This window comes from Mesorhizobium huakuii (genome assembly GCF_030160235.1).
GTDB lineage: Bacteria > Pseudomonadota > Alphaproteobacteria > Rhizobiales > Rhizobiaceae > Mesorhizobium > Mesorhizobium huakuii.
The window spans coordinates 45,723-68,570 of the sequence record NZ_BSNY01000018.1 but is presented as its reverse complement, the minus strand read 5'-3'; the positions used below and the strand labels follow the sequence as shown (position 1 = coordinate 68,570).

General features: G+C 63.9%; 29 protein-coding genes, 2 tRNA genes and 2 pseudogenes. 15 read left to right on the top strand and 18 right to left on the bottom strand.

Translation table 11 applies throughout. The features are described 5' to 3' along the window. The first annotated feature begins 40 nt into the window (after nucleotides 1–40). The 6 genes and pseudogenes from QQK95_RS08955 to QQK95_RS08930 form a co-directional block, all read left to right on the top strand. The gene (locus tag QQK95_RS08955; protein ID WP_284271119.1) at nucleotides 41–1,222 is read left to right on the top strand and encodes a cystathionine beta-lyase; all 1,182 of its coding nucleotides are present in this window, start codon (nucleotides 41–43) and stop codon (nucleotides 1,220–1,222) included. Between the two features lie 230 nt (nucleotides 1,223–1,452). Next, nucleotides 1,453–2,532 carry an HPP family protein gene (locus QQK95_RS08950; RefSeq protein WP_284271117.1) on the top strand — a complete coding sequence of 360 codons (1,080 nt, stop codon included), beginning with the start codon at nucleotides 1,453–1,455 and terminating at the stop codon, nucleotides 2,530–2,532. A gap of 94 nt (nucleotides 2,533–2,626) precedes the next feature. After that, entirely contained in the window at nucleotides 2,627–3,313 is a 687-nt protein-coding gene (locus QQK95_RS08945; RefSeq protein WP_284271116.1) for an RNA polymerase sigma factor, read from the top strand. A gap of 106 nt (nucleotides 3,314–3,419) precedes the next feature. Next, on the top strand, nucleotides 3,420–3,944 hold the full coding sequence (locus tag QQK95_RS08940) for a DUF4142 domain-containing protein (RefSeq protein ID WP_284271115.1): 525 nt from the start codon (nucleotides 3,420–3,422) through the stop codon (nucleotides 3,942–3,944). Continuing rightward, nucleotides 3,941–4,258 carry a cupredoxin domain-containing protein gene (locus QQK95_RS08935; RefSeq protein WP_284271113.1) on the top strand — a complete coding sequence of 106 codons (318 nt, stop codon included), beginning with the start codon at nucleotides 3,941–3,943 and terminating at the stop codon, nucleotides 4,256–4,258. The genes QQK95_RS08940 and QQK95_RS08935 overlap by 4 nt, the downstream gene beginning before the upstream one ends. A gap of 187 nt (nucleotides 4,259–4,445) precedes the next feature. Beyond that, nucleotides 4,446–4,674 (top strand): annotated as a pseudogene (locus tag QQK95_RS08930) (alpha/beta hydrolase); the annotation flags it as partial. Between the two features lie 117 nt (nucleotides 4,675–4,791). On the opposite strand, the gene QQK95_RS08925 reads toward QQK95_RS08930, so the two are convergent. Beyond that, the gene (locus tag QQK95_RS08925; protein WP_284271112.1) at nucleotides 4,792–5,667 is read right to left on the bottom strand and encodes a crotonase/enoyl-CoA hydratase family protein; all 876 of its coding nucleotides are present in this window, start codon (nucleotides 5,665–5,667) and stop codon (nucleotides 4,792–4,794) included. 79 nt (nucleotides 5,668–5,746) lie between these two features. Here QQK95_RS08925 and QQK95_RS08920 point away from each other — a divergent pair, with 79 nt between their 5' ends. Together QQK95_RS08920 and QQK95_RS08915 are read left to right on the top strand one after the other, a co-directional pair. Beyond that, the gene (locus tag QQK95_RS08920) at nucleotides 5,747–6,331 is read left to right on the top strand and encodes a TetR/AcrR family transcriptional regulator (protein ID WP_284271111.1); all 585 of its coding nucleotides are present in this window, start codon (nucleotides 5,747–5,749) and stop codon (nucleotides 6,329–6,331) included. 58 nt (nucleotides 6,332–6,389) lie between these two features. Continuing rightward, the gene (locus tag QQK95_RS08915) at nucleotides 6,390–7,106 is read left to right on the top strand and encodes a hypothetical protein (RefSeq protein WP_284271110.1); all 717 of its coding nucleotides are present in this window, start codon (nucleotides 6,390–6,392) and stop codon (nucleotides 7,104–7,106) included. On the opposite strand, the gene QQK95_RS08910 is transcribed toward QQK95_RS08915, so the two are convergent. The 8 genes from QQK95_RS08910 to QQK95_RS08875 form a co-directional block, all read right to left on the bottom strand. Further along, nucleotides 7,044–7,913 carry a tetratricopeptide repeat protein gene (locus tag QQK95_RS08910; RefSeq protein ID WP_284271109.1) on the bottom strand — a complete coding sequence of 290 codons (870 nt, stop codon included), beginning with the start codon at nucleotides 7,911–7,913 and terminating at the stop codon, nucleotides 7,044–7,046. The genes QQK95_RS08915 and QQK95_RS08910 overlap by 63 nt on opposite strands. 17 nt (nucleotides 7,914–7,930) lie before the next feature. Beyond that, complete coding sequence (locus QQK95_RS08905) at nucleotides 7,931–9,157, bottom strand: anion transporter (protein WP_284271108.1); 1,227 nt, start codon at nucleotides 9,155–9,157, stop codon at nucleotides 7,931–7,933. A 130-nt stretch (nucleotides 9,158–9,287) separates the two neighbouring features. Further along, nucleotides 9,288–10,250, bottom strand: coding sequence for a glycosyltransferase family 4 protein (locus QQK95_RS08900; RefSeq protein WP_284271107.1), 963 nt, complete (start codon nucleotides 10,248–10,250; stop codon nucleotides 9,288–9,290). A 212-nt stretch (nucleotides 10,251–10,462) separates the two neighbouring features. Then, the gene (locus QQK95_RS08895; protein WP_284271106.1) at nucleotides 10,463–11,251 is read right to left on the bottom strand and encodes a GGDEF domain-containing protein; all 789 of its coding nucleotides are present in this window, start codon (nucleotides 11,249–11,251) and stop codon (nucleotides 10,463–10,465) included. 177 nt (nucleotides 11,252–11,428) lie between these two features. Then, a complete protein-coding gene (locus QQK95_RS08890) occupies nucleotides 11,429–11,650 on the bottom strand; it encodes a hypothetical protein (protein ID WP_284271105.1) in 222 nt (73 codons plus the stop codon). Between the two features lie 174 nt (nucleotides 11,651–11,824). Then, nucleotides 11,825–12,070 carry a hypothetical protein gene (locus QQK95_RS08885; protein WP_284271104.1) on the bottom strand — a complete coding sequence of 82 codons (246 nt, stop codon included), beginning with the start codon at nucleotides 12,068–12,070 and terminating at the stop codon, nucleotides 11,825–11,827. Nucleotides 12,071–12,209: 139 nt separating this feature from the next. Continuing rightward, nucleotides 12,210–12,286, bottom strand: a tRNA-Arg gene (locus QQK95_RS08880). 46 nt (nucleotides 12,287–12,332) lie between these two features. Further along, complete coding sequence (locus QQK95_RS08875; RefSeq protein ID WP_015318428.1) at nucleotides 12,333–12,638, bottom strand: ETC complex I subunit; 306 nt, start codon at nucleotides 12,636–12,638, stop codon at nucleotides 12,333–12,335. 125 nt (nucleotides 12,639–12,763) lie between these two features. Between QQK95_RS08875 and QQK95_RS08870 the strand changes: the two genes are divergently transcribed. Next, nucleotides 12,764–12,840, top strand: a tRNA-Pro gene (locus QQK95_RS08870). 22 nt (nucleotides 12,841–12,862) lie between these two features. Here QQK95_RS08870 and QQK95_RS08865 read toward each other — a convergent pair. Next, nucleotides 12,863–13,729 (bottom strand): NAD(P)H-binding protein, encoded by an 867-nt coding sequence (locus tag QQK95_RS08865; protein ID WP_284271103.1) that lies wholly within the window; start codon nucleotides 13,727–13,729, stop codon nucleotides 12,863–12,865. 127 nt (nucleotides 13,730–13,856) lie between these two features. On the opposite strand from QQK95_RS08865, the gene QQK95_RS08860 reads away from it, so the two are divergent. Both QQK95_RS08860 and QQK95_RS08855 read left to right on the top strand, forming a co-directional pair. After that, nucleotides 13,857–14,759: a LysR family transcriptional regulator gene (locus QQK95_RS08860; protein ID WP_284271102.1), complete on the top strand. Its 903-nt coding sequence runs from the start codon at nucleotides 13,857–13,859 to the stop codon at nucleotides 14,757–14,759. 153 nt (nucleotides 14,760–14,912) lie between these two features. Further along, the gene (locus QQK95_RS08855) at nucleotides 14,913–15,194 is read left to right on the top strand and encodes a hypothetical protein (protein ID WP_284271101.1); all 282 of its coding nucleotides are present in this window, start codon (nucleotides 14,913–14,915) and stop codon (nucleotides 15,192–15,194) included. A gap of 305 nt (nucleotides 15,195–15,499) precedes the next feature. Here QQK95_RS08855 and hdaA read toward each other — a convergent pair whose 3' ends face one another. The 3 genes from hdaA to QQK95_RS08840 are packed head-to-tail and all read right to left on the bottom strand — an operon-like array spanning nucleotide 15,500 to nucleotide 17,938. After that, nucleotides 15,500–16,204 carry a DnaA regulatory inactivator HdaA gene (hdaA, locus tag QQK95_RS08850; protein WP_284271100.1) on the bottom strand — a complete coding sequence of 235 codons (705 nt, stop codon included), beginning with the start codon at nucleotides 16,202–16,204 and terminating at the stop codon, nucleotides 15,500–15,502. Next, the gene (locus QQK95_RS08845; RefSeq protein ID WP_284271099.1) at nucleotides 16,201–17,409 is read right to left on the bottom strand and encodes an AI-2E family transporter; all 1,209 of its coding nucleotides are present in this window, start codon (nucleotides 17,407–17,409) and stop codon (nucleotides 16,201–16,203) included. The genes hdaA and QQK95_RS08845 overlap by 4 nt, the downstream gene beginning before the upstream one ends. Next, complete coding sequence (locus QQK95_RS08840) at nucleotides 17,381–17,938, bottom strand: CDP-alcohol phosphatidyltransferase family protein (protein ID WP_284271098.1); 558 nt, start codon at nucleotides 17,936–17,938, stop codon at nucleotides 17,381–17,383. The genes QQK95_RS08845 and QQK95_RS08840 overlap by 29 nt, the downstream gene beginning before the upstream one ends. A gap of 204 nt (nucleotides 17,939–18,142) precedes the next feature. Between QQK95_RS08840 and purM the strand changes: the two genes are divergently transcribed. The 4 genes from purM to QQK95_RS08820 are packed head-to-tail and all read left to right on the top strand — an operon-like array spanning nucleotide 18,143 to nucleotide 20,832. After that, nucleotides 18,143–19,267, top strand: a complete 1,125-nt coding sequence (purM, locus tag QQK95_RS08835) for a phosphoribosylformylglycinamidine cyclo-ligase (RefSeq protein ID WP_284271097.1) — start codon at nucleotides 18,143–18,145, stop codon at nucleotides 19,265–19,267. Beyond that, nucleotides 19,264–19,971: a phosphoribosylglycinamide formyltransferase gene (gene purN, locus QQK95_RS08830; RefSeq protein ID WP_284271096.1), complete on the top strand. Its 708-nt coding sequence runs from the start codon at nucleotides 19,264–19,266 to the stop codon at nucleotides 19,969–19,971. Before purM ends, purN begins: the two co-directional genes overlap by 4 nt. A gap of 10 nt (nucleotides 19,972–19,981) precedes the next feature. Beyond that, nucleotides 19,982–20,323 (top strand): hypothetical protein, encoded by a 342-nt coding sequence (locus QQK95_RS08825; protein WP_284271095.1) that lies wholly within the window; start codon nucleotides 19,982–19,984, stop codon nucleotides 20,321–20,323. Further along, nucleotides 20,323–20,832: a SixA phosphatase family protein gene (locus QQK95_RS08820; RefSeq protein ID WP_284271094.1), complete on the top strand. Its 510-nt coding sequence runs from the start codon at nucleotides 20,323–20,325 to the stop codon at nucleotides 20,830–20,832. Before QQK95_RS08825 ends, QQK95_RS08820 begins: the two co-directional genes overlap by 1 nt. 133 nt (nucleotides 20,833–20,965) lie before the next feature. Here the strand turns inward: QQK95_RS08820 and QQK95_RS33465 are convergent. The 5 genes and pseudogenes from QQK95_RS33465 to QQK95_RS08795 form a co-directional block, all read right to left on the bottom strand. Further along, nucleotides 20,966–21,118, bottom strand: a pseudogene (locus tag QQK95_RS33465) (DUF680 domain-containing protein); the annotation flags it as partial. Nucleotides 21,119–21,346: 228 nt separating this feature from the next. Further along, the gene (locus QQK95_RS08810; protein ID WP_284271093.1) at nucleotides 21,347–21,580 is read right to left on the bottom strand and encodes a DUF680 domain-containing protein; all 234 of its coding nucleotides are present in this window, start codon (nucleotides 21,578–21,580) and stop codon (nucleotides 21,347–21,349) included. A 386-nt stretch (nucleotides 21,581–21,966) separates the two neighbouring features. Beyond that, a complete protein-coding gene (locus QQK95_RS08805; RefSeq protein ID WP_284271091.1) occupies nucleotides 21,967–22,209 on the bottom strand; it encodes a DUF680 domain-containing protein in 243 nt (80 codons plus the stop codon). A 48-nt stretch (nucleotides 22,210–22,257) separates the two neighbouring features. Beyond that, the gene (locus tag QQK95_RS08800; RefSeq protein ID WP_284271090.1) at nucleotides 22,258–22,467 is read right to left on the bottom strand and encodes a DUF680 domain-containing protein; all 210 of its coding nucleotides are present in this window, start codon (nucleotides 22,465–22,467) and stop codon (nucleotides 22,258–22,260) included. Nucleotides 22,468–22,513: 46 nt separating this feature from the next. Next, complete coding sequence (locus QQK95_RS08795) at nucleotides 22,514–22,717, bottom strand: DUF680 domain-containing protein (protein ID WP_199650029.1); 204 nt, start codon at nucleotides 22,715–22,717, stop codon at nucleotides 22,514–22,516. Nucleotides 22,718–22,848 lie beyond the last annotated feature (131 nt).

Sequence of the window (22,848 nt, the reverse complement as noted above, 5' to 3'; positions counted from 1 at the left end):
ACTATGGCTAGCGCCTTGTCAAACAAGGCGAAGACGAAGAATGGCTAAGGACGGCAACGAGCAGGGTTTCGGTAAAATGGGCATCAACACGCGGTTGGCCCATTCGGGCAACAACCCGCACGACTATTTCGGCTTCGTCAATCCGCCTGTCGTGCACGCCTCGACCGTGCTGTTTCGCAATGCCGCCGCAATGGCGGGCCGTAGCCAGAAATACACCTACGGCACGCGCGGCACGCCGACGACGGACGCCCTTGCCCAGGCCATCGACGCACTGGAGGGATCCGCCGGCACGGTCGTGGTGCCGTCCGGCCTTGCGGCGGTGACCATTCCGCTGCTCGCCTTCGTGTCGGCCGGCGATCACCTGCTGATCGTCGACAGCGTCTACCATCCGACCCGTAATTTCGCCGACACGATGCTGAAGCGGCTCGGCGTCGAGGTGGAGTACTATGAGCCCCATATCGGCGCTGGCATCGCCGCCTTGATCAAGCCCAACACCAAGGTGGTGTTCACGGAATCGCCGGCCTCCAACACCTTCGAGGTGCAGGACATCCCGGCGATCGCCAAGGCGGCGCATGCGGCCGGCGCTATCGTGATGATGGACAACACCTGGGCGACGCCACTCTATTTCCGCCCGCTCGACCACGGCGTCGACATCTCCATCCACGCGGCGACGAAATATCCCGCCGGCCATTCCGACGTGCTGCTCGGCACGGTCTCGGCCAATGAGAGTTGCTGGAAGCAGCTCTATGAGAGCTTCTGCACGCTCGGCTGCTGCGCGGGACCCGACGATGTCTACCAGGTGTTGCGCGGCCTGCGCACCATGGGCGTGCGCCTGGAGCATCACCAGCGGAGCGCGCTTGCCATCGCGTCGTGGCTCGAAGGCCAGAAGGGCGTGGCGCGCGTGCTCCACCCTGCCCTTCCCAGCCACCCGGACCACGATCTGTGGAAGCGCGACTTTTGCGGTTCGAGCGGCATCTTTTCCATCGTGCTTGCCGGCGGCGGCCAGAAGGAGCAGCACGCTTTCCTCGACGCGCTCAGGATATTCGGCCTCGGCTATTCCTGGGGCGGCTATGAGAGCCTTGCGGTGCCGGTCTGGCTTGGCGACCGCGTCGTTGCAAAGGCCCCCTATGAAGGCCCGTTGATCCGCCTGCAGATCGGCCTCGAGGATGTCGACGACCTGAAAGCCGACATTTCGCGTGGTCTGGCCGCAGCGACGGCCTGACCAGCGCGCACAGGCCGACTGCCGGACAGAATCGGCAAACGGCCGCAATGCCTTGGCGCTGATGACAAAGCGCGAGCCGCTCGCGGCATCCCATTGTTGCGCCTCGCGCAATATTATTCTCCGAGGCCGCGACTTTACGGATTTGTTTGACTTTCAAATCCGTGGGTTCGGTCGCATTGCGTGCTGCACTGGTACCTTCGCCCAACAATCCCATTGGTCACAACCCTGCCATGGCCTTTCGCCTTTTTGCCCCGATCCTTGCCGGCGCGACCTTGCGAGAGCGGCTGCTTGCCTGCATCGGCGCCACGATCGGCATCGCGCTGACCGGCCTGATCAGCGGGCTGGCGATGGGCGGCGGCCCGCATGTGGCCCTGCTGGTGGCGCCGATGGGCGCCTCCGCCGTGCTTCTCTTCGCTGTGCCCGCGAGCCCTTTGGCGCAGCCCTGGTCGATCATCGGCGGCAACTCCATATCGGCGCTGGTGGGCGTGACGGTGGCGCATTTCATCCATGATCCGGTCATGGCCTCGGGCCTCGCCGTGGCGCTCGCCATCGCCGCCATGTCGTTCACGCGCTGCCTGCATCCGCCGGGCGGCGCGGCGGCGCTGACGGCGGTGCTCGGCGGACCGGCCGTGATCAGCGCCGGCTTCCTGTTTCCGTTCGTACCGGTGGCCTTGAATTCGATCATCCTGGTCACGCTCGGCCTGCTTTTCCACAGACTGGCGCGGCGCAACTACCCGCATGTCGCCGCCCCCCCAGCCAACAGCCATGGGACGGCCGATCCGCCGGCGCAGCAGCGCGTCGGCTTCCGGCCCGAGGATATCGACGCAGCGCTGACCACGCTCGACGAGACCTTCGACATCGGCCGCGAAGACCTCGAACGGCTCCTGAGGCAAGTCGAGCTGCAGGCCATGGTGCGCTCGCACCGGACGCTGCTTTGCCAGGACATCATGTCCCGCGACGTGGTTTCGGTGCCCGAGCAGGCCACCGCCGATGAAGCGCGCCGGCAACTGCTCGATCACAACATCCGCACCTTGCCGGTGGTCGACGCGGATGCAAGGCTGGTTGGCGCCGTCGGCCTGCGCGAGCTGACGAAGGCGACCGATACGGTGAAGAGCGTGATGTCCAAGGCCGGCACCGCTTCGTCCGAGACGCCGGCAATGAGCCTGCTTCCGGTACTGACCGACGGCCGCAGCCACGCGGTGGTCATCGTCGATGGCGAACGGCGCATTCTCGGCCTGATCACCCAGACCGACCTGCTGGCGGCGGCCGCACGCGTGCAGGCCGCAGACAAAGGACTGGCGGCGGCTTAGAATAGAGGAGCCAGGTTGCCGAAATCCGGGAACCTTTTTCCGGCGGGCGCATCCAACGTGCAGTCAAGCGTCTGTTCGGGGAGATCCGGTCGCGATGAGCAAGCTCGCAATACCCGTCAAAATGCCCGGGGTGGGCGAGGCTCATTCCGGCGACCTGCTGCTTGTACAGCGAGCCCTGGCGCGCGACGCGGGCGCCTTCCGCACGATCATCAAGACATACAACCAGCGGCTCTACCGCATTGCGCGCGGCATGCTGCGCAACGACGCCGAAGCCGAGGACGTCGTTCAAGAGGCCTATGTCCGCGCCTTCGCCAATCTGGCGGCATTTCGCGGCGATGCCTCGCTCGCCACCTGGCTGTCGCGCATCGTCATCAACGAAGCGCTCGGCCGCCTGCGCAAGAGGCGCCGCACCTTGGCGATGCCCGAAAACCCGGAAGCGCAGGTCATCCGTTTTCCCCTCAACCCCAGCGACGACCCGGAGCGGACGATGGCGCAGCGGCAGATTCTCGCACTTGTCGAACGGGCGACCGACAGCCTGCCCGACATCTACCGAATGGTTTTCGTGGCCCGCGTCATCGAGGGCCTGAGCATGGAGGAAACCGCCGATCTGCTTGGCGTGCGCCCAGAGACCGTCAAGACAAGGCTGCACCGGGCACGCACCTTGTTGCGCAAGGCGCTTGACGACGAGAGCGGCCCGGTCCTGCTCGACGCCTTCCCCTTCGCCGGCCGCCGCTGCGAGCGGCTGACCCGGACCGTGATGGGACGGCTGGGCTTCGAATGATCCCGTCGCGATTTTCCGGGAACGTTTCTCCCGGCCGCGCATCCAATCAGCGTCAACTGAAAAATTGAGCCCGGCGCCTCCGCGCGGCCGGGCGAAGGAGGATGCCATGTTCACCCGATATACCGCCGCCCTTGCCGCCCTGCTTCTCGTCGGCGCTGCTCCGTTCGCGCGGGCCGCCGACAAGCCGACCGACCCGCAGATCGCCCATATCGCCTACACAGCCGGCGTCCTCGACATCGAGGCGGCCAAGCAGGCGATCAAGACATCGAAGAACAAGGAGGTCGTCGCCTTCGCCAAGGACATGGAGCGCGACCATGAGGCGGTGAACAAGCAGGCGCTCGACCTGGTCAAGAAGCTCAAGGTGAAGCCAGAGGACAACGCCACCAGCCAGGCACTGACCAAGGCGGCGGAAGAAGAACGCGCCAAGCTCGCCAAGCTGAAGGGCGCGGCTTTCGACAAGGCCTATATCGAGAATGAGGTCGCCTATCACAAGCAGGTCAACGGCGCGCTCGAAACGCTGCTCATCCCTTCGGCCAGCAATGCCGAGCTGAAGAGCCTGCTCGAGACCGGCCTCAAGATCTTCCAGGGCCATGAGCAGCACGCCGAACATGTCGCCGGCATGCTGAAATGAAAGCGGGCGCCTTGATCCGCTTGTCATGGCTGGCCGCGCTGGCGCTTACGGCGGCGCCGGCGGCGGCCGCAACAATAGAGATCACCATCGACAAGCTCGTCTTCTCGCCGGCAACCGTCGAGGCGAAGGTCGGCGACACGATCGAGTGGGTGAACAAGGACGTGGTCGCCCACACGGCCACGGTGAAGGGCGTCTGGGAGGTGTTGATCCCGCCGAAGAAGGCGGCCAGCCTGACATTGAAGGCGGCGGGAGCGGTCGACTATTTCTGCCGCTTCCACCCCAATATGAAAGGTCATGTGAACGTGGCGCCGTGATGCGCTTGCGGCTGGCGGCGTAGGTCGCCAGCCCTAACGGCATCGGCCGGGTTCTGGTCCTGATGCACCTTGACGCGGTGACGATGCGCGGCCTGCTTTGCCCGGTTGCCGCACTGCGCCATTGACGCGCCCCCTCGCCGGCCAACCGAGAGGCGCTGCGCCCGGCCCAAGCCGGCGGCGATCGCCTGGCCAGTACACGCATGGCGTGCCGGCGGATCTGGTCTCGCCCGACGGCTATTCGCTGGACAGCTTCTACTTCAGCCGGCCGGACGCCGAGGGAAGTGCAGCTCGACCTGTTCGGCGACGACAAGAGCCCTGTCGCCCTCTATCCCGTCTACGAGGCCTATTTCCGCGCCCGCAAGCCGCCGCTCCTGGCGGTGTGGGGCAAGAACGATCCCTTCTTCGTGCCGCCCGGATGGCCTCCGGCGACTTCGAGGGCGGCAAGAGCGGCGCGGGGGAAGTGCTGGGGCAATTGGGGTCCATCGTCAGGGCGAAGTGACGGCCGCCAGGCAGCGACGCCGCGCCCCGACACCTCATCTCGACGCTTTGGCCTGCCCCAAAGCCTGGTCGAGCCGCAGCGATGCGCGCCTTGCCTCGTCCGGCCTTGTGATGTGCGTCCAGGAGCCGTCATAGCTGGGCCTGCGCCGCTCGATCCAGGCGGCAAGGCCTTCCCTGAGATCGGCGGTCGGGGCCATGCGGGCGAACTGCTCGGCCTCGACCAGCAGCCCTTCGGCTATGCCGAGGTTGATGCCGCGCGCCACAGCCGTGAGAATGCTGGCCAGCGCTGCAGGCGAATGCGCGATGATACGGCGGGCAAGATCGTGCGCCGCCGGCATCAGATCGCCATGCGGCACGACCTGATTGACGAGACCAAGTTCGAGCGCCCGTGGCGGCGGAAACCAGTCGCCCGTCAAAAGCAGTTCCAGCGCGCGCTTGCGCCCGGCCAGCCGCGGCAGGCGCTGCGTGCCGCCGAAGGTCGGTGGCATAGCGAGGTTGATCTCCGGCTTAGCGAACAGGGCGCGGTCGCTGGCGATGGCCAGCGGCACGGCCTCGGTGATCTCGCAGCCACCGCCAAAGGCAATCCCGTTGACGGCGGCGATGACGGGTTTGCGGAAGGCTTCAAGCCTTGCCGTCAGCCGCTGGCCGCGCAGGACGAAGTCGCGCAGTGCCGCCTCCGGGCCCGCGGCGACGCTCAGTGAAAATTCGTGGATATCGCCACCCGCCGAAAACGCCCGCTCCCCTGCCCCGGTCAGGATGACGGCGCGGACCGCATTGTCGGTCTCTATCGTGTCGAGGATCGCGAGCAGGCGATCGATCAGGGCGTAGTTCAGCGCATTGAGCTTTTCCGGGCGGTTGAGGGTGAGGACGCTCACCCCGTCGCGGGTCTCGTTCAGGACAAGATCGGCCATTGTTCTTCCTTTCCAGATACGATGGAAAGGGATCATGCTTTCGATTGCGTGTATATTCACTAGTCGGTATACATGCCTCATGCCTGAAGCTGTCATCCCGACCCGCAAACGCATCGTCGATGCCGCGACGAGGCTGTTCTATGCCGAGGGAATCGGACGCGTCAGCGTCGATGCCATCGCCGAAAAGGCGGGCCTCACCAAGCGTACGCTCTACTACCACTTCAAGAGCAAGGACGACCTGATCGCCGCCTATCTCGATGGCCGCGACCAACCCAACCTGCGGCAGATGGCCGGCTGGTTCGATGCCGCGGAAGGCGGCGCCGACCGCAAGGTCGAGGCGATTTTCAGCAATCTGGCGCGGGTTGCGCGCCATCCGAAATGGAAGGGATGCGGTTTCCTGCGCACGGCCGCGGAACTCGCTTCGATGCCCGGCCATCCGGCGGTCAAGGTCGGATCGCGCCACAAGTCGAATTTCGAGGCATGGCTGGCCAGCGCGTTGTCCGACCTCGGCGTCGAGGAACCGCAAGCGGTGGCGCGCGAGATCGTGCTTTTGATCGACGGCTCGTTTTCGATCATGCTGGTCCACCGCAATCCCGATTATATCGAGGCGGCAGGACGCGCCGCCGCCACGCTGGTCAGGGCGAGATCGCAGAACAAGGACTGACCAACCATGGCTTGGAACGCAGCCGGCAAGCATGGTATCGCAATGCCAGGAGGCGGTGATGCGTATCATCTTTCGATGTGATCCAATGTTGATTGAGCATTTGCCGCGTCCGATCCCGGCGCGCGGCGCTCTGCCGGAATGGCTGCGCGCCATGCCCGCCACCGCTTATTCGGCGATCCACGGTCGTGACATTCGCACGCTCAAGCAGTGCCCACCCGTTGTCGATGCGATGACCTATGGCTTCATGGTCCTGCTGCCGTGCGACGTCGTCGTCGACAAGGGCACCTTTTCGTGGGACTGGCAAATTCCTGAACCGGTCACGCAGAACCACCCCAGAGCGCCATTGAGCTTCCATACGCCGGGGCAGCTCGCCGGCAGCCCGTTTGCTACGCCCGGCCAAGCCGCCCTCAAATTCAACAGCTTCTGGACCATCGAGCTCGAGGACGGCTGGTCGCTGTTCGCGACGCATCCGGTCAATCGCGAGGATCTTCCTTTCAGGCTGGTGACCGGCCTGGTGGATTCCGACCGGTTCAGCGATGGCGGCATCAATTTCCCGGCGGTCTGGACGGAACCTGGGTTCTCCGGCGTACTCGGGAAAGGAACCCCGGTCGCACAGTGCTTTGCGGTTCCGCGGGCAGCGCAGCAGTTGGAATACGAGGTGTTCGACGAAGAACGGCAGGCGTCTTACGCACGCACGGTCGCCAGCGTCCTGTCAACGCCGGGGGTCTACCGCAAGCGGTTTCGCGCCCGGCGGGGGCGCTCCGCTGGCGAGTGAGCGACGTAGTGCTTCCTCATCAAGCCACAGCCGACCACTCGGTGCCGATGTAAGCGCCATAGCGATGACGCCGAACGTGGATGGGCGCAGACGATAGGCCGTTGAATACGCCAGCATCGCCCCATCGAGATCACCAGTTTCCTGCAGGACAACGCCCAGATTGACGGCGGCCTCCGGGGTGTCCGGGCTCATCTCCAGCACGCGTCGATAGGCCTGGGCGGCGGCGGCGAACTTGCGCATGTCCTGACGCACCAAGCCGAGATCAAACCAGGCAGCCGGATGCCCGCCGCCGGCGACGGCGCGTTCGAGGAAGCCTTCTGCCTCAACAGACGCACCGCGTTGCCAGGCCAGGTGTCCGAGGCGCGCCGCAGCCTCCCCGGATTTCGGATCCCGTTGCAAGACAAGTGTCCACCATTCGCCCGCGGCCAAAGCATTGCCCGCCTGATCGAGGGTACGTGCCCGCTCGATCAGTATTTCCACCTGCGATGACAGCTTTGCCGCGCGATCCAGCTGTTGCAACGCTGCTTCGAACCGGCCGTCGGCGCGGGCAATCCTGCATGCGAGAATCAAGGCGGGCACATTATCCGCACGAGCGGCCAGACTCGTCTCGATGCGCTTGCGAGCCCCCGGCAAATCCGCCCTGGCGAACAGGACCGCCGCCAGAAGATGGCAAAGCGCCGGATCGTCCGGGTGTTGCTTCAGGCCTAACTCGCACAGCTGCATTGCCTGGCCGTGATTGCCGGAATTGAAAGCAGCCACCGCACGGCGGATCAGATCGCCGCTTTCGACTTGATTCTTAGTCGTCACCGCTTTGCCACTCCCCGCTAGAACCCGAAGGCCAGCCATGCCGTGCCGGCGACGAGTGTCATAAGCGTCAGCGGCAGGCCGACCTTGAAGAAGGCACCGAACGACAAGGGTGTGCCGGCAGCCTTGGACTGTTCGGCGACGATCAGGTTGGCGACCGAGCCGAGAAGCGTGAAATTGCCGGCGAGCGTGGAGCTCATCGCCACCACCAGCCAGGCCCGTTCGGGATTTTCCAACCCGGGTATGAACGGGCGCAGCGCCAGCACCGCCGGCACATTGCTCATGATGTTGGAGAGCACCGCGGTGAAGCCGGAAAGGCGCCAGACGTCGTCCAGGCCGAGATTCTTGGCGGAGGCAATGAGATCGGGCGTCAACAACGTCCTTTCGGCGCCGGCGACCACCACGAACAGGCCGGCGAACATGAACAGCAGCGGGCCGTCGATCTCACGGTAGATGCGGTCCGGCTTGATGGCGCGGGTGAGCAGCAGAATGGCGCCGCCGATCAATGCCGCCTTGGCAACGGGAACACCGGCGAAGAAGGCGATGGCCAGCCCGATGCAGACGATCACGGCCTTCAGCACCTGCCCGCGATGCATGCGGCCGCGCGAGACATGCGGCGTCAATTCGGCGGTGCGGGTGAATTCGGCGCGATAGACGAGGCGCACGATGACGATGACCGCGACGAGGCCGAACAGCGCGACCGGCGCCAGCGCCGCCGAAAAAGCGGGATAGGAAATGCCCGACAGCGCGCCGATGACCATGTTCTGGGGATTGCCGGTGATGGTGGCGACGCTGCCGCAGTTCGACGCGGTGGCGGTGGCGATCAGATAGGGGATCGGATTGCGGTTGATGACGCGGGTAACGTGGACGACGATCGGCGCCATGACCAGGCAGATGGCATCGTTGACCAGGAAGGCCGAGAGCACGCCGGTGAGCAGCGTCACCATCACCAGGAGCATGAAGGGCGCGTGCGCATGTTCGATGGCGATGGCGCCCAGGCCGCGAAAGGCGCCGGAGACCTTCAGATGCGCCACCACGATCATCATGCCGAGCAGAAGCGTGATCGTGTCGAAATTGATGGCACGGTAGGCATCTTCCATGCTGATCGCGCCAATGGCGATCATCGCTGCGCCGCCAAGCAGTGCGATGCCCGCCCGGTCGAGACGCAGGCCGGGGATGCGGCCGATGGCGACGCCGGCATAGGTCAGAACCAGGATCAGCAATGCCGCAGCGCCCGTCAATGTCATCGGTAGGAAGCCCCGCGCGATCTGGTGGCGCCGATGCGGTCCGCCGGTTCATTCTTTTGCATGTCGGGTCTGGCGATGTCGAGATTGATGACAAACGGAGTGGGCAAACCGTGGTTCCTGCCCGGTATCGCTAACGCCGATAGAAATCCAGCCGCTGTTGCAATGCCTGCGGCGAAAAAAGCCGCTCGACGGTCTGCCGCGCTCTGTGGCCCACGTCAGTCCGCAGCGCCGGATCGGCCTTGAGCTCGGCCAGGATTTGCGCCGCCTGCTGCGTCGTCTCGAAGAGAAACCCGTTTTCGCCATGGTTGATATGGTCGGCATAGCCGCCATGCGAATGGCAGACCACGGGCAAACCGCAGGCCATTGCCTCGAACACCACGCGGCCGAAGGTCTCCACATGCGAGCCGGTGCGATAGTAGAAGACGTCGAGCGTCGGCAGGAATTCTTCCGCGACAAACTGGCCTTGCGGCAGAAGCTCGAGTTGCGGATGCGGCGCGAGCCTGTCCTTGAGCGGCATGCCGCCCTGGATCCGCACCGCAACGCCATCGGCCAGCAACGTCTCGTAGAGTGCCACATCGTCGGCATGATGCTTGTCCGCCGTGTCGCGGCTGAGCCGCCCCACCGTGAACGGCCGATCCGGCCTTGCAGGCCGTGGGGTGAAACGCCCGATATCGATCGGCGACGGATGCACGACGCCTTCGACCTGCAGCAGGCGCTTCTGGAATTCCGAGATCAGCACCAGTTCGGCGTCGGGCCAGCCCAGTAGGCGCGGCATGCCGGTCGTCAGCGCGATGATCTTCGGGTGAAAGGTGTTGAAGACATAGATCAGCCGGCGTGGCCGCGGGATCAGGTAAGGCCAGATCTTGTTGCGCCAATGCGCGCCGAGGAAGACATAGGTGCCGCCGTCCGGCACCTCGCGCCTAGCCGGCGAGACGCGGTGAATCGGAAATTGCCGCATCAGTTCGCCCGACACGCGCGAAGAGGTTGCCCAAAGACGAACCTGCTGGTCGGCACCCAGCAGCCGGTACAGGTCCAGGGTTTCGCGCTCGCTGCCGCCAAACGGGTTCTGAAAACCGTTGAACAGATGGATCATGATCGCCGCGCTTGCCTGGCCCCGGGCCGTCCCGCCACTCGTTCGCCGGCACCGAAACAGGTCACGGCTGCACCGGCGGCCCGGAAGACCGAGGAGATCAAGAAAGCAGAAATGTCTCTGGCGATGCCCAATACATCACCTTGCCCGGAGGAAGCACACCGACAAGAAGGCGTCAAGGAAGCGGCGGCCTTCACGCGCTTGCGAGGCTGAGGTCAATGTACCGTGGCGGCGCTGGACTGGGACACCAGGGCGGCTTCCGCCGGGTCGAAGCTGACCTGATCGCGTCCATTCGACTTGGCGGCATAGAGCCGTCTGTCGGCGGCGGAGAATATCGCCTCGTAAGTCGTCGGGCCACTGAAGCTGGTGCCGCCGATGCTGACGGAAAGCGGACAGGCGCGGCCGCCCGGCGAAAAATCCATTTCGCGAATCCGCCGGCGGATGCCTTCGGCAACCAGCCAGGATTGCGAGGGGTCGACACCGGGGAGAAACACGCCAAACTCCTCACCGCCGATGCGGCCGACGATATCGCTGCCGCGCAGTTGTCCCTTGATCGCCTGGGCGATCAGCCTGAGCGCCTGGTCGCCGCAGTCATGGCCAAGGCGGTCGTTGATCGACTTGAAGTGGTCGGCGTCGATAATCAGCAAGGCGCCTGAGCGGGTGTCCTCCTGCTTGCGGGTCTGATCGAGATACGCCTCGACCAGCATCGAGAAGGCGCCGCGGTTCAGCACCGCCGTCAGGCTGTCGGTCGCGGCGATGACGCTGAGGTCGCGTTGGGCGATCGCCAGCTGGCGGATCTTCCACATCAGGAAAAACAGGAACGACCCGCCCAGCCCCAGAGGCAGCAGCAGGTCCGTCAGCTGCGCGTGCCACAGCGCTTGCGGCGACAGATAGGGAAAATTGAACGAATCGACAAAAAACGCCACGGCAATGAAGAATGCCGTGCCGGCGGCGGTGACAGCGATCACCCTGCCCCAGCTGGTCGGCGACAGGTCAAGCTTCATCCCATTTTCTCCGTTAGCCGTCCCTACTATGACGTGCCAACGCAAACAAAATGATAAGACTTTCCCTTCAATTCGAGATCTGGGAGCCGGAGCATGCTCGCCCAATGGACAGCCGTGCTCCGGCGGTGAACGCAAGCCCGCTGACTAAATTTCGCACGATGCGGGGAATTCACAACGTCAACGGTTCGGTGCCGGCCCACTTGCTTCGACAACGAAGGATGCCGCGATCAGGTCGTCGGCATCCAGTCGTAGGGACCCGTCGCCCGCCCCCATGATGGCAGCGACCTTGTGGAAGGTCTTCATCTCATGATCGGAAATTTCGGCATCCTGCATTCTGGCCTTGAGTTCAGCGATACGCCGCACCAAGGCAGGGGACGTTCCAATTTCACGTTTCGACATGGCCTCGTTTTCTCCTCCCCCAACCCGCGCTTGTTTTGCCCCGCCCGTTCGCTGGCCCGCACATTGCCTTTTATGAGGCTCCGCGAATACAAGGCCCCGAACGCCTGATGGGGGCTAAGGTTCCAACCTCCGCGGATCACGAAATAATTCCTGATGGCCCCACGCAGCGTTGCTCTATTGCCCGGCCGGCAGCACCAGTGTCGTGATAGAATTGCGCGCCTCAACCCGCTCCAGGCACCGGTCCGGAATGTTCGGCCACGTCGCGGCGGCGCATTCCTTGTCAGTAACCGCAACGGATTCGCTGGGCTGGACGTCCGCCGCTTGAGTCGCCGTGGACGCGAATAGAACCGTCTGCGTTATCAGCGCCGAGAAAACGGCAACCTGAAACAGCACGGCGGCGAAGGCGATCTTCTTGAGCATGCGAGGCAACGCGCCGGCGGGCATCAGGTTCCCGCCGGTCATTTCTTGCGGCGCGGACCGGCACCATGCCGACGCGGCAGAAGGTAAGCAGACACGCCTTCAACAGGACGGGAATAACCTCGTAAAATCAATGATTTAATGGCGATCCCGACAGGATTCGAACCTGTGACCATCGGCTTAGAAGGCCGGTGCTCTATCCAGCTGAGCTACGGGACCGCTGGCCGGCCAAAGGGGCCGGCTGGATATGTGGCGCTGGCGCCGTTCAATGCGTCCAGGGCGTCCTGCGGTCATAGCGGAAATTCTCCGCATAGGAAATCTGGCGGCGCTTGGTCTCTTTGGGCTCCTCGACACGGAAGGCAAGCCCTTCCTTTTCGGCGTAGGCCACGGCCTCTTCGCGCGTGTCGAAGGTGAGCCTGATCTGGCTTCTCATGTCTCCCGACGTCGTATAGCCCATCAAGGGATCGATCTTCTTGCGCATCTCGGGGTCGAATTCCAGCACCCAGTGGCCGGTCTTGGCCTTGCCGGACTGCATCGCGGTTTTGGCTGGGCTGAAAATGCGCGCGGACATGGCCACCTCATGGTTGTGCAAGGCAGCATCGCCACCCCTTCGCCCGTCATTACTGCGCAATGCGCATGGCGGCAAGGTTTTTGCACTTGCCATGTAACACCGAAATGAATAGGCAACAGACCGTTCGGAGTGTAGCGCAGGCTGGTAGCGCATCTGGTTTGGGACCAGAGGGTCGGGAGTTCGAATCTCTCCACTCCGACCATCCCCCTCGTATCCCATTTGATCTAGGCGCCCTCGCCCGCCACGAGAGCCTGAACCACGGCCGCCGCAGATATCGTGCCCTTGATCGTCCGCGCTTCGTCGGCGAATGCGATCCAGCCCTCGTTGATGCCGTCCAGCATGCGCATGCGGGGTTGCGGATTTCGCATGCCTTGCGAACGGAAAAGCGCCTCCCACGTCTCGCGCGTCACCGGCACGGCGCGCACCGGTTTGCCCAGCACTGTGGTGAAAGCGGCGGCAAGGTCATCGGGCGATACACGCTCCGGCCCCTCCAGCTCGACGATACGCGTGCCGCTCCAGTCCTGCTGGATGAGCGCCGCCGCCACTCGCCCGACATCCTCGGCGGCCACCATCGGCAGCGCCCTGTTCGTCGGCGCGAGGAAGCTATGGATGAGACCAGTCTCGCGCGCGGACGAAACGTCCCAGGCGGCATTGTCGAGGAACCAGGCGGGCCGCAGGAAGGTAAGTGTCAGTTGGAGCGCGCTCAGTGCGGTCTCCATCATCGTGTGCTGCGACAGCAGATTGTCCTGGACCGCATCGGCGCCGACGGTCGACAGGCAGACGACCCTGGCCGGCTTCGCGGCCTTCAACGCCGTCACGACGCTGTCGATGACCGCCTGCGCTTCGGGATAGAAGGGCTCCGGATCAAACACCGGCGGCGGCAGGATGAACACCGCCGTCGCACCCTCGAAAGCTTGCGTCAGCGCCCCCGGATCCTCCATGGCGGCGATCGCGACTTCGCAGCCGAGTGCCGCCCATTGCCGGCCTTTCGTGGCATCGCGCACGACGGCGCGAACGGGCTGGCCAGCGGCGAGCAGTGCGCGCGCCATCGCGCCGCCGACTTTGCCGGTAATGCCGGTGATTGCATACATGATCCGTCTCCATTTGTGGGTTCGCGCCTCTGCGGCGCGGAATGGCGGATCTTTAGCTCGACACTGACTGTTGCCGTGAGTGCTATTAAATCATATCATTGTTGATCTTAAATCAACGGATGAGCCAATGGCGTTCGACGGGCGTGTCATCTCCAATGTCGGCGTGCTGGCCGCGATTGCCGAAGGCGGCAGCTTTGCCCGGGCCGCCGATGCGCTCGGCCTGTCACGCTCCGGCGTCAGCCGCGCGGTCTCTCGCCTGGAGGCCCGCGTCGGCGTGCGGCTGCTCGACCGGACGACGCGCGCCGTGTCGCTGACCGACGAGGGCCGCCGGCTCTACGCCGAGGTGGCGCCGTTGCTGAACGGCATAGAAGACGCGGTGACCGTCACCTCGGGCACGTCGGTCGCGGTGCGCGGCCGGCTGCGCGTCAATGTCGACGCTTTCTTTTCGCGCCAGCTGTTCACGCCGCATATCAGCGAGTTCCTGTCGCTCTATCCGGATCTGTCGCTCGAGCTTGTCGCGAGGGATCAGCTGGGGGATGTGGTCGCCGAAGGGTTCGACATCGCCATACGCTTTGGGACACCGCCCGTGTCGTCGCTGGTGGTGAAAAAGCTGGTCGAGACCCGCACGGTGACGGTTGCCGCACCCACCTATCTCAGGGCACATGGCACTCCCACCGTTCCCGCCGACCTCGTCGATCACGCCTGTATCCAGGTCCGCGATTCGCTGACTGGCCAGCCGATCGAAGAATGGCGGTTTCGGCGCGGCGACGAGGTGGTCGATGTGAGGACGACGGGCCGCCTGATGGTCACCGAGTTCGGCACCATGCTTGGCGCCTGCCTCGACGGCGTCGGCATCGCCAGGATCAAGGCGATTGGCGTGCAGCACCTCATCCGGCAAGGCACGCTGGTCGAGGTTCTGCCGGATTGGCACGGCGAAAGCTTCCCACTCTACGCGCTCTACCCGTCGCGCCATTTGCCGCCGGCCAAGGTGCGCGCCTTCATCGACTTCGTGCAATCGCATCTCCGCTGACCAGATCGCGGAACATTTCTTCGGTCGGCGCGCCGCCCAGCCCTCTGCTCACAGCTTGCGTTTGCACAGCGTGATGCTCGTCCACGTTTCGCCATTTCAAGCTCGCATCCGTCACCATGGCCGGCTTACACTCCCGCAAAAGGGGGATGGCCGATGCTTGGGATCGATGCGTGGGTGTCGTTGTTCGGGCCAGCTTACTTTGCCTATGCGGGCGTGACGGTTCCCTTCATGGCTGCGTGGGCGATCGCTTGTGCGGCGCTGGCGGCGTGGAACAATCGCGGGAGCCGCAGACAGGCCAGGCTGGCCCCGGGCACCATCGCCTCCCGCTCCTGGCCTATGAGCATCGGGATTTTTGTGCTGATCGCGGCCTGCTATGTCGCCGCTCATTCGGCCGTCTATCTGCTGGTCCGGCATTTCGTCAGAATGTGGCTCTGAGATTGGCCAAAGACATCTCCCGGCGCGCGACGTTCAAAGCAATGCTTCGATGTCGGTCTTGGAAAAATCGCCTCCGACATAGAGCAGACGGCAAGAGTCCGGCAGAAGGGGAAAGTCCACGGTATGGGCGGTCGCTCGATGCACCTGAAGGTAAGCTCGCCGGGCGAGAACCCCAAACTCATTCCCGGCGAGCCTACAACCTGATTTGGAACGCAATCAGGACCGGGGTCAGCCGGCAAGCTGGTGCAGCAAGATGGATGCCAGTCCTGTTTCCCGAAATGGCACACACCCTTTGGCGGCCGACCCTAAATCTCGAACGCGCCCTGCCCCTCGTCCATGGCGCTGACCGTTTCGGCGGCGAGCGCCCGGGTGATCGGCATCTTGCGCTCGAGTGCTGTGCGGTCCAGCCGCTCCACCACGCGCATGGCTGTCGCCAGCGAACGCTCGATGCGCCGCACCAGATATTGCACGACATGCGGTTCGACCTCGACCTGGCGGTCGGCGAACAGCTTGGTGATGACGCCGGCGAGCAGCAGGTCGTCGGGCTCGTGGATTTCGACCGTTGCCGCCGCCTTCAGCCGCGAGGCCAGATCGGGCAGCGAAACACCCCAGGCCGAGGGAAAACGCCGCGCGGTCAACAGCAGCGTCGAGCCGGCGCCGCGCACCGCATTGATCAGGTGGAACAGGCCTTGTTCGTCGACCACGCCGGCGTCGACATCGTCGATCAGCGCCGGCCGGGCGCCGAGACCGGCGATGCTGTCGCCGATCCGCCGGGCGTCGACGGCAACCGCGTTGGCGCGCGCACGCCAGATGGCGGCCAGATGCGTCTTGCCGGAACCGGCGGGGCCTGCCAGCACCACCACCGGCGAAGGCCAGTCCGGCCAGCGGTCGACCAGTGCCGCCGCCTGGTTGTTGGTGCCGGAGACGACAAGCTCGTCGCGTGAATAGCCGGTGCCGTGGCCGAGATCGAGCGGCAGCTGGCGCGGCGGATCGGTTCGCTGGGCGGTCACTTCGAGCGACGCGGTTGGGTGCGGTGGCCGCCGCCGCGATCGGCCGGCAGCGGCGGCGCGGGCACTGTCGCGTGGCCCTTGTAGAGCGGCGATTCGAGATAGCGGGCGATGGCAAAGCGCACCAGGACGGCGACGGCGGCGGAAGCCGGCACGGCAATCAGCAGACCGACAAAGCCGAACAACGCGCCGAAGGCAAACAGCGCGAACATCAGCCATACCGGATGCAGGCCGACGCTTTTGCCGACCAGCCTGGGCTGCAATATGTTGCCCTCGATGAACTGGCCGATGAAGAAGACCACGGCGACCGCGACGATCATCGTCCAGTCCGGCCAGAACTGGACGAAAGCGACGCCGACCGCCAGCACCAGCCCTGTCAGCGAGCCGACATAGGGAATGAAGGAGATCAGCCCGGCGAACAGGCCGATCAGGATGGCGAAGTTCAGCCCGGTCAGCGTCAGGCCGGTAGCATACATTGCCCCCAGCACCAGGCAGAGCGTGCCCTGGCCGCGCACGAAGCCGGCGGTCGCGGTGTTGATGTCGCGCGCTATGGCGCGTACCGTCGCGACATTGTCGCGCGGCACCCAGCTGTCGATGACCGCCACCATGCGGTCCCAGTCGAGCAGCATGTAGAAGGCGACCACCGGCGTCACCACGAACAGGCTGATCACCGAGACCAGCGCCATGCCGGAACTCCAGAGCGAGGTGAACACCGTTGTGATCAGGCCGAAACCCGAGGTCAGCAGCGAATTCAGCCCATCGCGCAAGCCATTGGCGTTGACGCCGAATTTCTGTTCCAGCCATTTCGGATCAAAGGAGGTGAGCAAGCTCTGCAACCGGGTCAGGTACTCCGGCAGCTTGCCGGCGAATTCGGACATTTGCGTTGCCAGAACCGGAACAAGCACGACGAAGGCCAGCACCAGCACGATGAGGAAAGTGATGAGGATGACCACGGTCGCCATGAAGCGCGACAGGCCGAGCCGCTGCAGCCGGTCGGCGACCGGATCGAGGAAATAGGCAAGCACCATGCCGGCGACGAAGGGCAGCAGGATGTTGCTGAATATATAGAGGAACAGCGCAAGTCCGGCGACGCCAGCCACCCAGAAGGAGATCTGCCGGCGGAACGCGGAGGCCGCGGCAAGATCGGCAGCCGCAGCCTCGATCACCGCCGCTTCTTTCTCAGATGTCTGGATTGGAGCCTTCGCCATAGCCGCTCATATGCCTCAGCCAAGCCACGAGATAGGCTGCGGCCGAAGCCACGGTCAAGACCCCGGACAGCAATATGAGGGCTGGCCGCAGCGGGTCTAGGTGCAGGGCAAAGGCAAGCTCGCCCAGCACGACCGCCGCCAGCACGATCTGGATGGCGGTATTGGCCTTCGACACCAGAAACGGCTTTATCTCGACCGGATGCGCCATCACGGTGGACAACAGGACCGCGCAGACGATCAGCGCATCGCGCGACACCATGGTGATCACCAGCCACAGCGGCAACTGCCCGATGAAGCCCATGACGACGAATACCGAAACCAGAAGCAGCTTGTCGGCCATCGGATCGAGATAGGCGCCGAGCCTTGACTGCTGGTTGAAACGGCGGGCGATGAAGCCGTCGACACCATCCGAGACGCCCGCGATGACGAAGCCGGCAAAGGCCCAGTCCCAACGGGCCTGCAGCATGGCCAGCACCACGGCAGGAACCAGGAGAAGGCGCAGGATGGTGATCAGATTGGGGATGGTCAACTCATTGTCCCGCCGTGTGCCGTTTCGGGATAGATGAAGGAGATGGAGAGCCGCGACAAGGGACAGCCGGCTCCAGGTGCGATCACCAGGGCCATGCCGGGCTATCCACGCTTTTGTCAGGCCAAATACCGCCCGGTTCGGCCGTTATCCTTGCGGACCGAAACCGTTCATGCGAAGAGCCCGCAAACGAGCAGGAAAATTGCGATGAGCAAGCGCGACACAAGCCAGCGCAAAACGGGCCAGCCCAAAACGGACCAGCCCAAGACGAGCAAGCGCAGGAACGGGCTCACCTATGCCGAGGCCGGCGTCGATATCGATGCCGGCAATCTCATGGTCGAGAAGATCAAGCCGCTGGTGCGTTCCACGCGCCGGCCAGGTGCGGATGGCGAGATCGGCGGTTTCGGCGGCCTGTTCGACCTCAAGGCGGCCGGCTTCACCGATCCGGTGCTGGTTGCCGCCAATGATGGCGTCGGCACCAAGCTCAAGATCGCCATCGATGCCGGCAAACATGACACGATCGGTATCGACCTCGTCGCGATGTGCGTCAACGACATCGTCGTGCAGGGCGCCGAACCGCTGTTCTTCCTCGACTATTTCGCCACCGGCAAGCTCGATCCTGACCAGGGCGCGGCGATCGTCGGCGGCATCGCCGAAGGCTGCCGGCAGGCTGGTTGCGCGCTGATCGGCGGCGAGACGGCGGAAATGCCCGGCATGTATCACGGCAAGGACTATGACCTCGCCGGCTTTGCCGTGGGCGCGGCCGAACGTGGCCAGCTTTTGCCCACCGACGATATCGTCGAAGGTGACGTGCTTTTGGGCCTCGCTTCCTCAGGCCTGCATTCGAACGGTTTTTCGCTGGTGCGCCGCATCGTCGCCGCCAGCGGCCTGGCGTGGAGCGATCCGGCGCCATTCAACGACGAGGCGACGCTGGCCGAGGCGCTGCTCGAACCGACCCGCATCTACGTCAAATCCATCCTCAAGGCCATTCGCAACACGCATGGCATCAAGGCGCTGGCGCACATCACCGGCGGCGGTTTCCCGGAAAACATTCCGCGCGTGCTGCCCAAGGATTTTTCAGCCGAGCTGGACCTGGAAGCCATCGACGTGCCGGCGGTGTTCTCGTGGCTGGCCAAGACCGGTGGCGTGGCGCCGGAAGAGATGATGCGCACCTTCAATTGCGGCATCGGCATGATCCTTGCGGTCGCTTCCGGCCAGGCAGCGCAGGTCGCCGCCGTGCTGCAGGAAGCCGGCGAGACGGTGACGCCGATCGGCCGCATCGTGCCGCGCCGCGACGCCGGAGTCATCTATCGGGGCTCGATCGGCCTATGAGCAGGAAACGCACGGTCGTTCTGATCTCGGGGCGCGGTTCCAACATGACCGCGCTGATCGCCGCGGCCAGCGACCCGGCCTTCCCCGCCGAGATCGTCGGCGTGATTTCCGACAAGGCCGATGCCCCAGGCCTCGGCATAGCCAGGGCGCGCGGCATCGCCACGCAGGTCATTGCCCGCGCCGACCATGGCAGCAAGCAGGCGCATGACGCGGCGATCGACGCCGCACTCGCCGCCTTCAATGCCGAGATCGTCGCGCTGGCCGGCTACATGCGCATCCTCTCCTCCGGCTTCGTCCAGAAATGGCAGGGCCGGATGATCAACATCCACCCTGCCCTGCTGCCGGCATTCAAGGGCCTCGACACCCATGCGCGCGCGCTGGCCGCGGGCCTGCGCATCCATGGCTGCACCGTGCATTTCGTCACGTCGGAGATGGATGACGGGCCGATCATCGCCCAGGCCGCCGTGCCGGTGATGGTCGGCGACAATGCCGATACGCTGGCTGCCCGGGTCCTGAAGGCCGAGCACCGGCTTTATCCGCTGGCGCTCGGGCTGGTCGCCGAAGGCAAGGCGCGTATGGAGGCCGGGCGCGCGGTGCTCGCCCACTTTGCCGACGATGCCGACAACGACACCTCGGTGGTGATGGCGCCCGATCCGTTGCGTGAGGAAGCCGATCTGGAGCATCTGGCGCGGATCACGCCCTGAGCCGGGGCCAATGGACGTTTTCGACAGCGCGATCCGGACGAAAGGCGACCTGGCCGGCGTTTTCGAATATGACGAGGCGGGAGACCCACAAAACGCCGCTGCTTATTTTTACCTCTGTGAAATGCAGAGCAAAACCATCGGGCCAATCATCGGCATAATACGCATTCGATCCGGAGCCTGGTCTATCGCCGAAACCGACATCGTCGTTAAATGGGACAACGGTGAACGGCGTGTCGGCCTATTCATCCACGGCCAGTTGGCAGCGGCTTTCGATACCGAAGCCGGCACGAGGCACGGCGGTGGATATGGCAAGGACTTTCATGCCGACATTCCTTGGTCGGACTCCAATTGATGAAAGAGCTTCTTCTCCTACGTCACGCCAAGTCGAGCTGGGACGACCCTGCTCTCGATGATTTCGACCGGCCGCTGGCACAACGCGGACTGAAGGCGGCCAAATTGATGGGGCTGGAGCTTGCTGCGCGCGACTGGCTGCCGGATCAGGTGCTGGTGTCGTCGGCGCTGCGCACCCGTGATACCTGGCGGCTGGTCGCCGCGGAACTGCCGGCCCATCCCCGGGTCGTGTTTGCCGAAGCGCTCTACGAGGCATCGGCGGCGGATATTCTGAGCCAGATTCGCAAAGTCGACCCATCAAGCGGCTGCGTGGCGGTGGTTGGCCACAATCCGGGCCTGGAGGATCTGGCGAAACAGCTTGCCGGATCAGGCTCGGAGGCCAGAGCCCACAAGAGGCTCGAGGAAAAATTCCCCACGGCAGCCATTGCGCGTTTTGTCTTCGACGGCGACTGGTCTGGCCTTTCGGTGGCACGACTGACGCATTGCCTGCGCCCGAAGGATCTGAGCTGAGAGTCCTGCCGGGCATGCGGCGGGCAAGCCCGCGGCGCCCAAAAACCTCAGTTGCCCCAGATACCTGGCCGGGTTCTGGCCAGTCGGTGGTGGTCTTCATCCTGGTATCGGCGACCTTGCGCCCGGCCGCATCCGTGTCCTTGACCGCGCTGGTGGCGGCATGATCCACGCCGGCAATCGAGGCAACCGGCTGGTTGGCATTGTCGGAGCCATAATGGTCACTGCCGGCAAAGGCGCCGCCGGTCGCAAGGAGGATGGCGGATATAGCGATAGCAATCTTGTTCATTTCAATCTCCTGTCTCATCCGTTGGGCGGCGTCTTGGGAGGACGGTTCCGCTGGAGATGAGACCCGAGGCCATCCGGTTTTATTCCTGGAGGTGGCGCTTTTTATGTCGGGTGCGAAGACCTGGCTGCTCGAACCGACGCCGGCCCGTGCCTGGCCTGCTACGCAAAAAGCAAGAGCGGCGGGTCAAACCCACCGCTCTTTGTCGTCGAGGCCTGCTTGAGCGTTGGCTTAGTTGCCCCAGATGCCCTGGCCGGATTCCGGCTGGACCGAATCGGGCGTCAGCTTGAAGCCGTGATGCTCGACCGGCTTGCGGATCGAAGCCGTGTGGCTGCGGTCAATGTTGCCAGCGGGCGCCGTGATGGCCGGCTGGTTGACGTTGTCCGAGCCATAATGGTCGCTACCGGCAAAGGCGCTGCCCGTGGCAATGAGGATGGCAGCAGCGGTAAGTGCGATCTTGGTCATTTTCGTACTCCAGTATTTATCTGTCCTGTCCGTCTAGTGGCGTGCCCTTGGGAGGAATTTCGCGTCGCTCGGACAGGCTGGAAGTGGGTTTTTCGTTTGCCGACTTCCAATCACGAAGATGTTCCATCACACGCCGAATCCAGACCTTGAATTTTGGCCATGGGATCAAGTGTCAAAAAATTATTTGATAAATATCATATGGTTATTGGAAACCAGCATTGCACATTGTGGCAATTCACCGAGCCGGCGTCGACCGTCCGCTCACGGTTCGTCAACATAACTTGAACCGATCGGTTCGATTTCCGATCGGCGCAACCGCATGCATAAAAAACAAGAGCGGCGGGCCAGGCCCACCGCTCTTTGTCGTCTTCCGGGGATTAAAGGAATTAACGGCCCCAGATGCCCTGGCCCGACTGAGCCGGCACATTGGCATTGGCGTCGCCCTGTGCCTTCAAGGACTTCACGATCGAACCGGTATACGTGGTGTCGATGTTGGAGGACGACTGGTTTGCAACCGGCTGGTTGACGTTGTTGGATCCATAATTGCTGGAGCCATAATTGTCGCTGCCGGCAAAAGCAGTGCCCGTGGCGACGAGGATGGCGGCGGCGGTGAGAGCGATCTTGGTCATTTTAAGTACTCCTGAATTCAAGTTTCGGTTGATATCGACAGTCGCGATTTAGCGGCCGAAGAGGTTGCGATCGGCGCCCTGCGGAGCCTGAGGCTGAGCCTGAGCCGCTACGGTCGACTTCGAGATCGAAGCGGTGGTCGACTGGTCGACAGCAACAGCGGACTGATTGGCGTTGTCCCGGTCGAAGTTGTCGCTGCCGGCGAAAGCCGTGCCGGTGGCAACGAGGATGGCGGCGGCGGTAAGAGCGATCTTGGTCATTTTAAGTACTCCTGAATTCAAATTGGGTTGATGTCGGCAGTCGCGATTAGCGGCCGAAGAGGTTGCGGTCGGCGCCCTGCGGAGCCTGAGCCTGGGCCGCTACGGTCGACTTCGAGATCGAAGCGGTGACCGAATGGTCGACGGCGACGGCGGACTGATTGGCGTGGTCCCGGTCGAAGTTGTCGCTGCCGGCGAAAGCGGTGCCCGTGGCAACGAGGATGGCGGCGGCGGTGAGAGCGATCTTGGTCATTTTCTTTACTCCAGTATTTATCTGTCCTGTCCGTCTAGTGGCGTGCCCTTGGGAGGAATTTCGCGTCGCTCGGACCACCCCGAAGTAGGCAATGCCTTTTGGGATTACCAGTCGCGCCGGCTTTGCAGAAT

What these genes read in the sequence shown, in the direction of transcription:
- QQK95_RS08955 (WP_284271119.1), top strand. Translation starts at nt 41, where the DNA reads ATGGCTAAGGACGGCAACGAGCAGGGTTTCGGTAAAATGGGCATCAAC.
- QQK95_RS08950 (WP_284271117.1), top strand. Translation starts at nt 1,453, where the DNA reads ATGGCCTTTCGCCTTTTTGCCCCGATCCTTGCCGGCGCGACCTTGCGA.
- QQK95_RS08945 (WP_284271116.1), top strand. Translation starts at nt 2,627, where the DNA reads ATGAGCAAGCTCGCAATACCCGTCAAAATGCCCGGGGTGGGCGAGGCT.
- QQK95_RS08940 (WP_284271115.1), top strand. Translation starts at nt 3,420, where the DNA reads ATGTTCACCCGATATACCGCCGCCCTTGCCGCCCTGCTTCTCGTCGGC.
- QQK95_RS08935 (WP_284271113.1), top strand. Translation starts at nt 3,941, where the DNA reads ATGAAAGCGGGCGCCTTGATCCGCTTGTCATGGCTGGCCGCGCTGGCG.
- QQK95_RS08925 (WP_284271112.1), bottom strand. Translation starts at nt 5,667, where the DNA reads ATGGCCGATCTTGTCCTGAACGAGACCCGCGACGGGGTGAGCGTCCTC.
- QQK95_RS08920 (WP_284271111.1), top strand. Translation starts at nt 5,747, where the DNA reads ATGCCTGAAGCTGTCATCCCGACCCGCAAACGCATCGTCGATGCCGCG.
- QQK95_RS08915 (WP_284271110.1), top strand. Translation starts at nt 6,390, where the DNA reads ATGCGTATCATCTTTCGATGTGATCCAATGTTGATTGAGCATTTGCCG.
- QQK95_RS08905 (WP_284271108.1), bottom strand. Translation starts at nt 9,157, where the DNA reads ATGACATTGACGGGCGCTGCGGCATTGCTGATCCTGGTTCTGACCTAT.
- QQK95_RS08900 (WP_284271107.1), bottom strand. Translation starts at nt 10,250, where the DNA reads ATGATCCATCTGTTCAACGGTTTTCAGAACCCGTTTGGCGGCAGCGAG.
- QQK95_RS08895 (WP_284271106.1), bottom strand. Translation starts at nt 11,251, where the DNA reads ATGAAGCTTGACCTGTCGCCGACCAGCTGGGGCAGGGTGATCGCTGTC.
- QQK95_RS08890 (WP_284271105.1), bottom strand. Translation starts at nt 11,650, where the DNA reads ATGTCGAAACGTGAAATTGGAACGTCCCCTGCCTTGGTGCGGCGTATC.
- QQK95_RS08885 (WP_284271104.1), bottom strand. Translation starts at nt 12,070, where the DNA reads ATGCTCAAGAAGATCGCCTTCGCCGCCGTGCTGTTTCAGGTTGCCGTT.
- QQK95_RS08875 (WP_015318428.1), bottom strand. Translation starts at nt 12,638, where the DNA reads ATGTCCGCGCGCATTTTCAGCCCAGCCAAAACCGCGATGCAGTCCGGC.
- QQK95_RS08865 (WP_284271103.1), bottom strand. Translation starts at nt 13,729, where the DNA reads ATGTATGCAATCACCGGCATTACCGGCAAAGTCGGCGGCGCGATGGCG.
- QQK95_RS08860 (WP_284271102.1), top strand. Translation starts at nt 13,857, where the DNA reads ATGGCGTTCGACGGGCGTGTCATCTCCAATGTCGGCGTGCTGGCCGCG.
- QQK95_RS08855 (WP_284271101.1), top strand. Translation starts at nt 14,913, where the DNA reads ATGCTTGGGATCGATGCGTGGGTGTCGTTGTTCGGGCCAGCTTACTTT.
- QQK95_RS08845 (WP_284271099.1), bottom strand. Translation starts at nt 17,409, where the DNA reads ATGGCGAAGGCTCCAATCCAGACATCTGAGAAAGAAGCGGCGGTGATC.
- purM (WP_284271097.1), top strand. Translation starts at nt 18,143, where the DNA reads ATGAGCAAGCGCGACACAAGCCAGCGCAAAACGGGCCAGCCCAAAACG.
- purN (WP_284271096.1), top strand. Translation starts at nt 19,264, where the DNA reads ATGAGCAGGAAACGCACGGTCGTTCTGATCTCGGGGCGCGGTTCCAAC.
- QQK95_RS08825 (WP_284271095.1), top strand. Translation starts at nt 19,982, where the DNA reads ATGGACGTTTTCGACAGCGCGATCCGGACGAAAGGCGACCTGGCCGGC.
- QQK95_RS08820 (WP_284271094.1), top strand. Translation starts at nt 20,323, where the DNA reads ATGAAAGAGCTTCTTCTCCTACGTCACGCCAAGTCGAGCTGGGACGAC.
- QQK95_RS08810 (WP_284271093.1), bottom strand. Translation starts at nt 21,580, where the DNA reads ATGACCAAGATCGCACTTACCGCTGCTGCCATCCTCATTGCCACGGGC.
- QQK95_RS08805 (WP_284271091.1), bottom strand. Translation starts at nt 22,209, where the DNA reads ATGACCAAGATCGCTCTCACCGCCGCCGCCATCCTCGTCGCCACGGGC.
- QQK95_RS08800 (WP_284271090.1), bottom strand. Translation starts at nt 22,467, where the DNA reads ATGACCAAGATCGCTCTTACCGCCGCCGCCATCCTCGTTGCCACCGGC.
- QQK95_RS08795 (WP_199650029.1), bottom strand. Translation starts at nt 22,717, where the DNA reads ATGACCAAGATCGCTCTCACCGCCGCCGCCATCCTCGTTGCCACGGGC.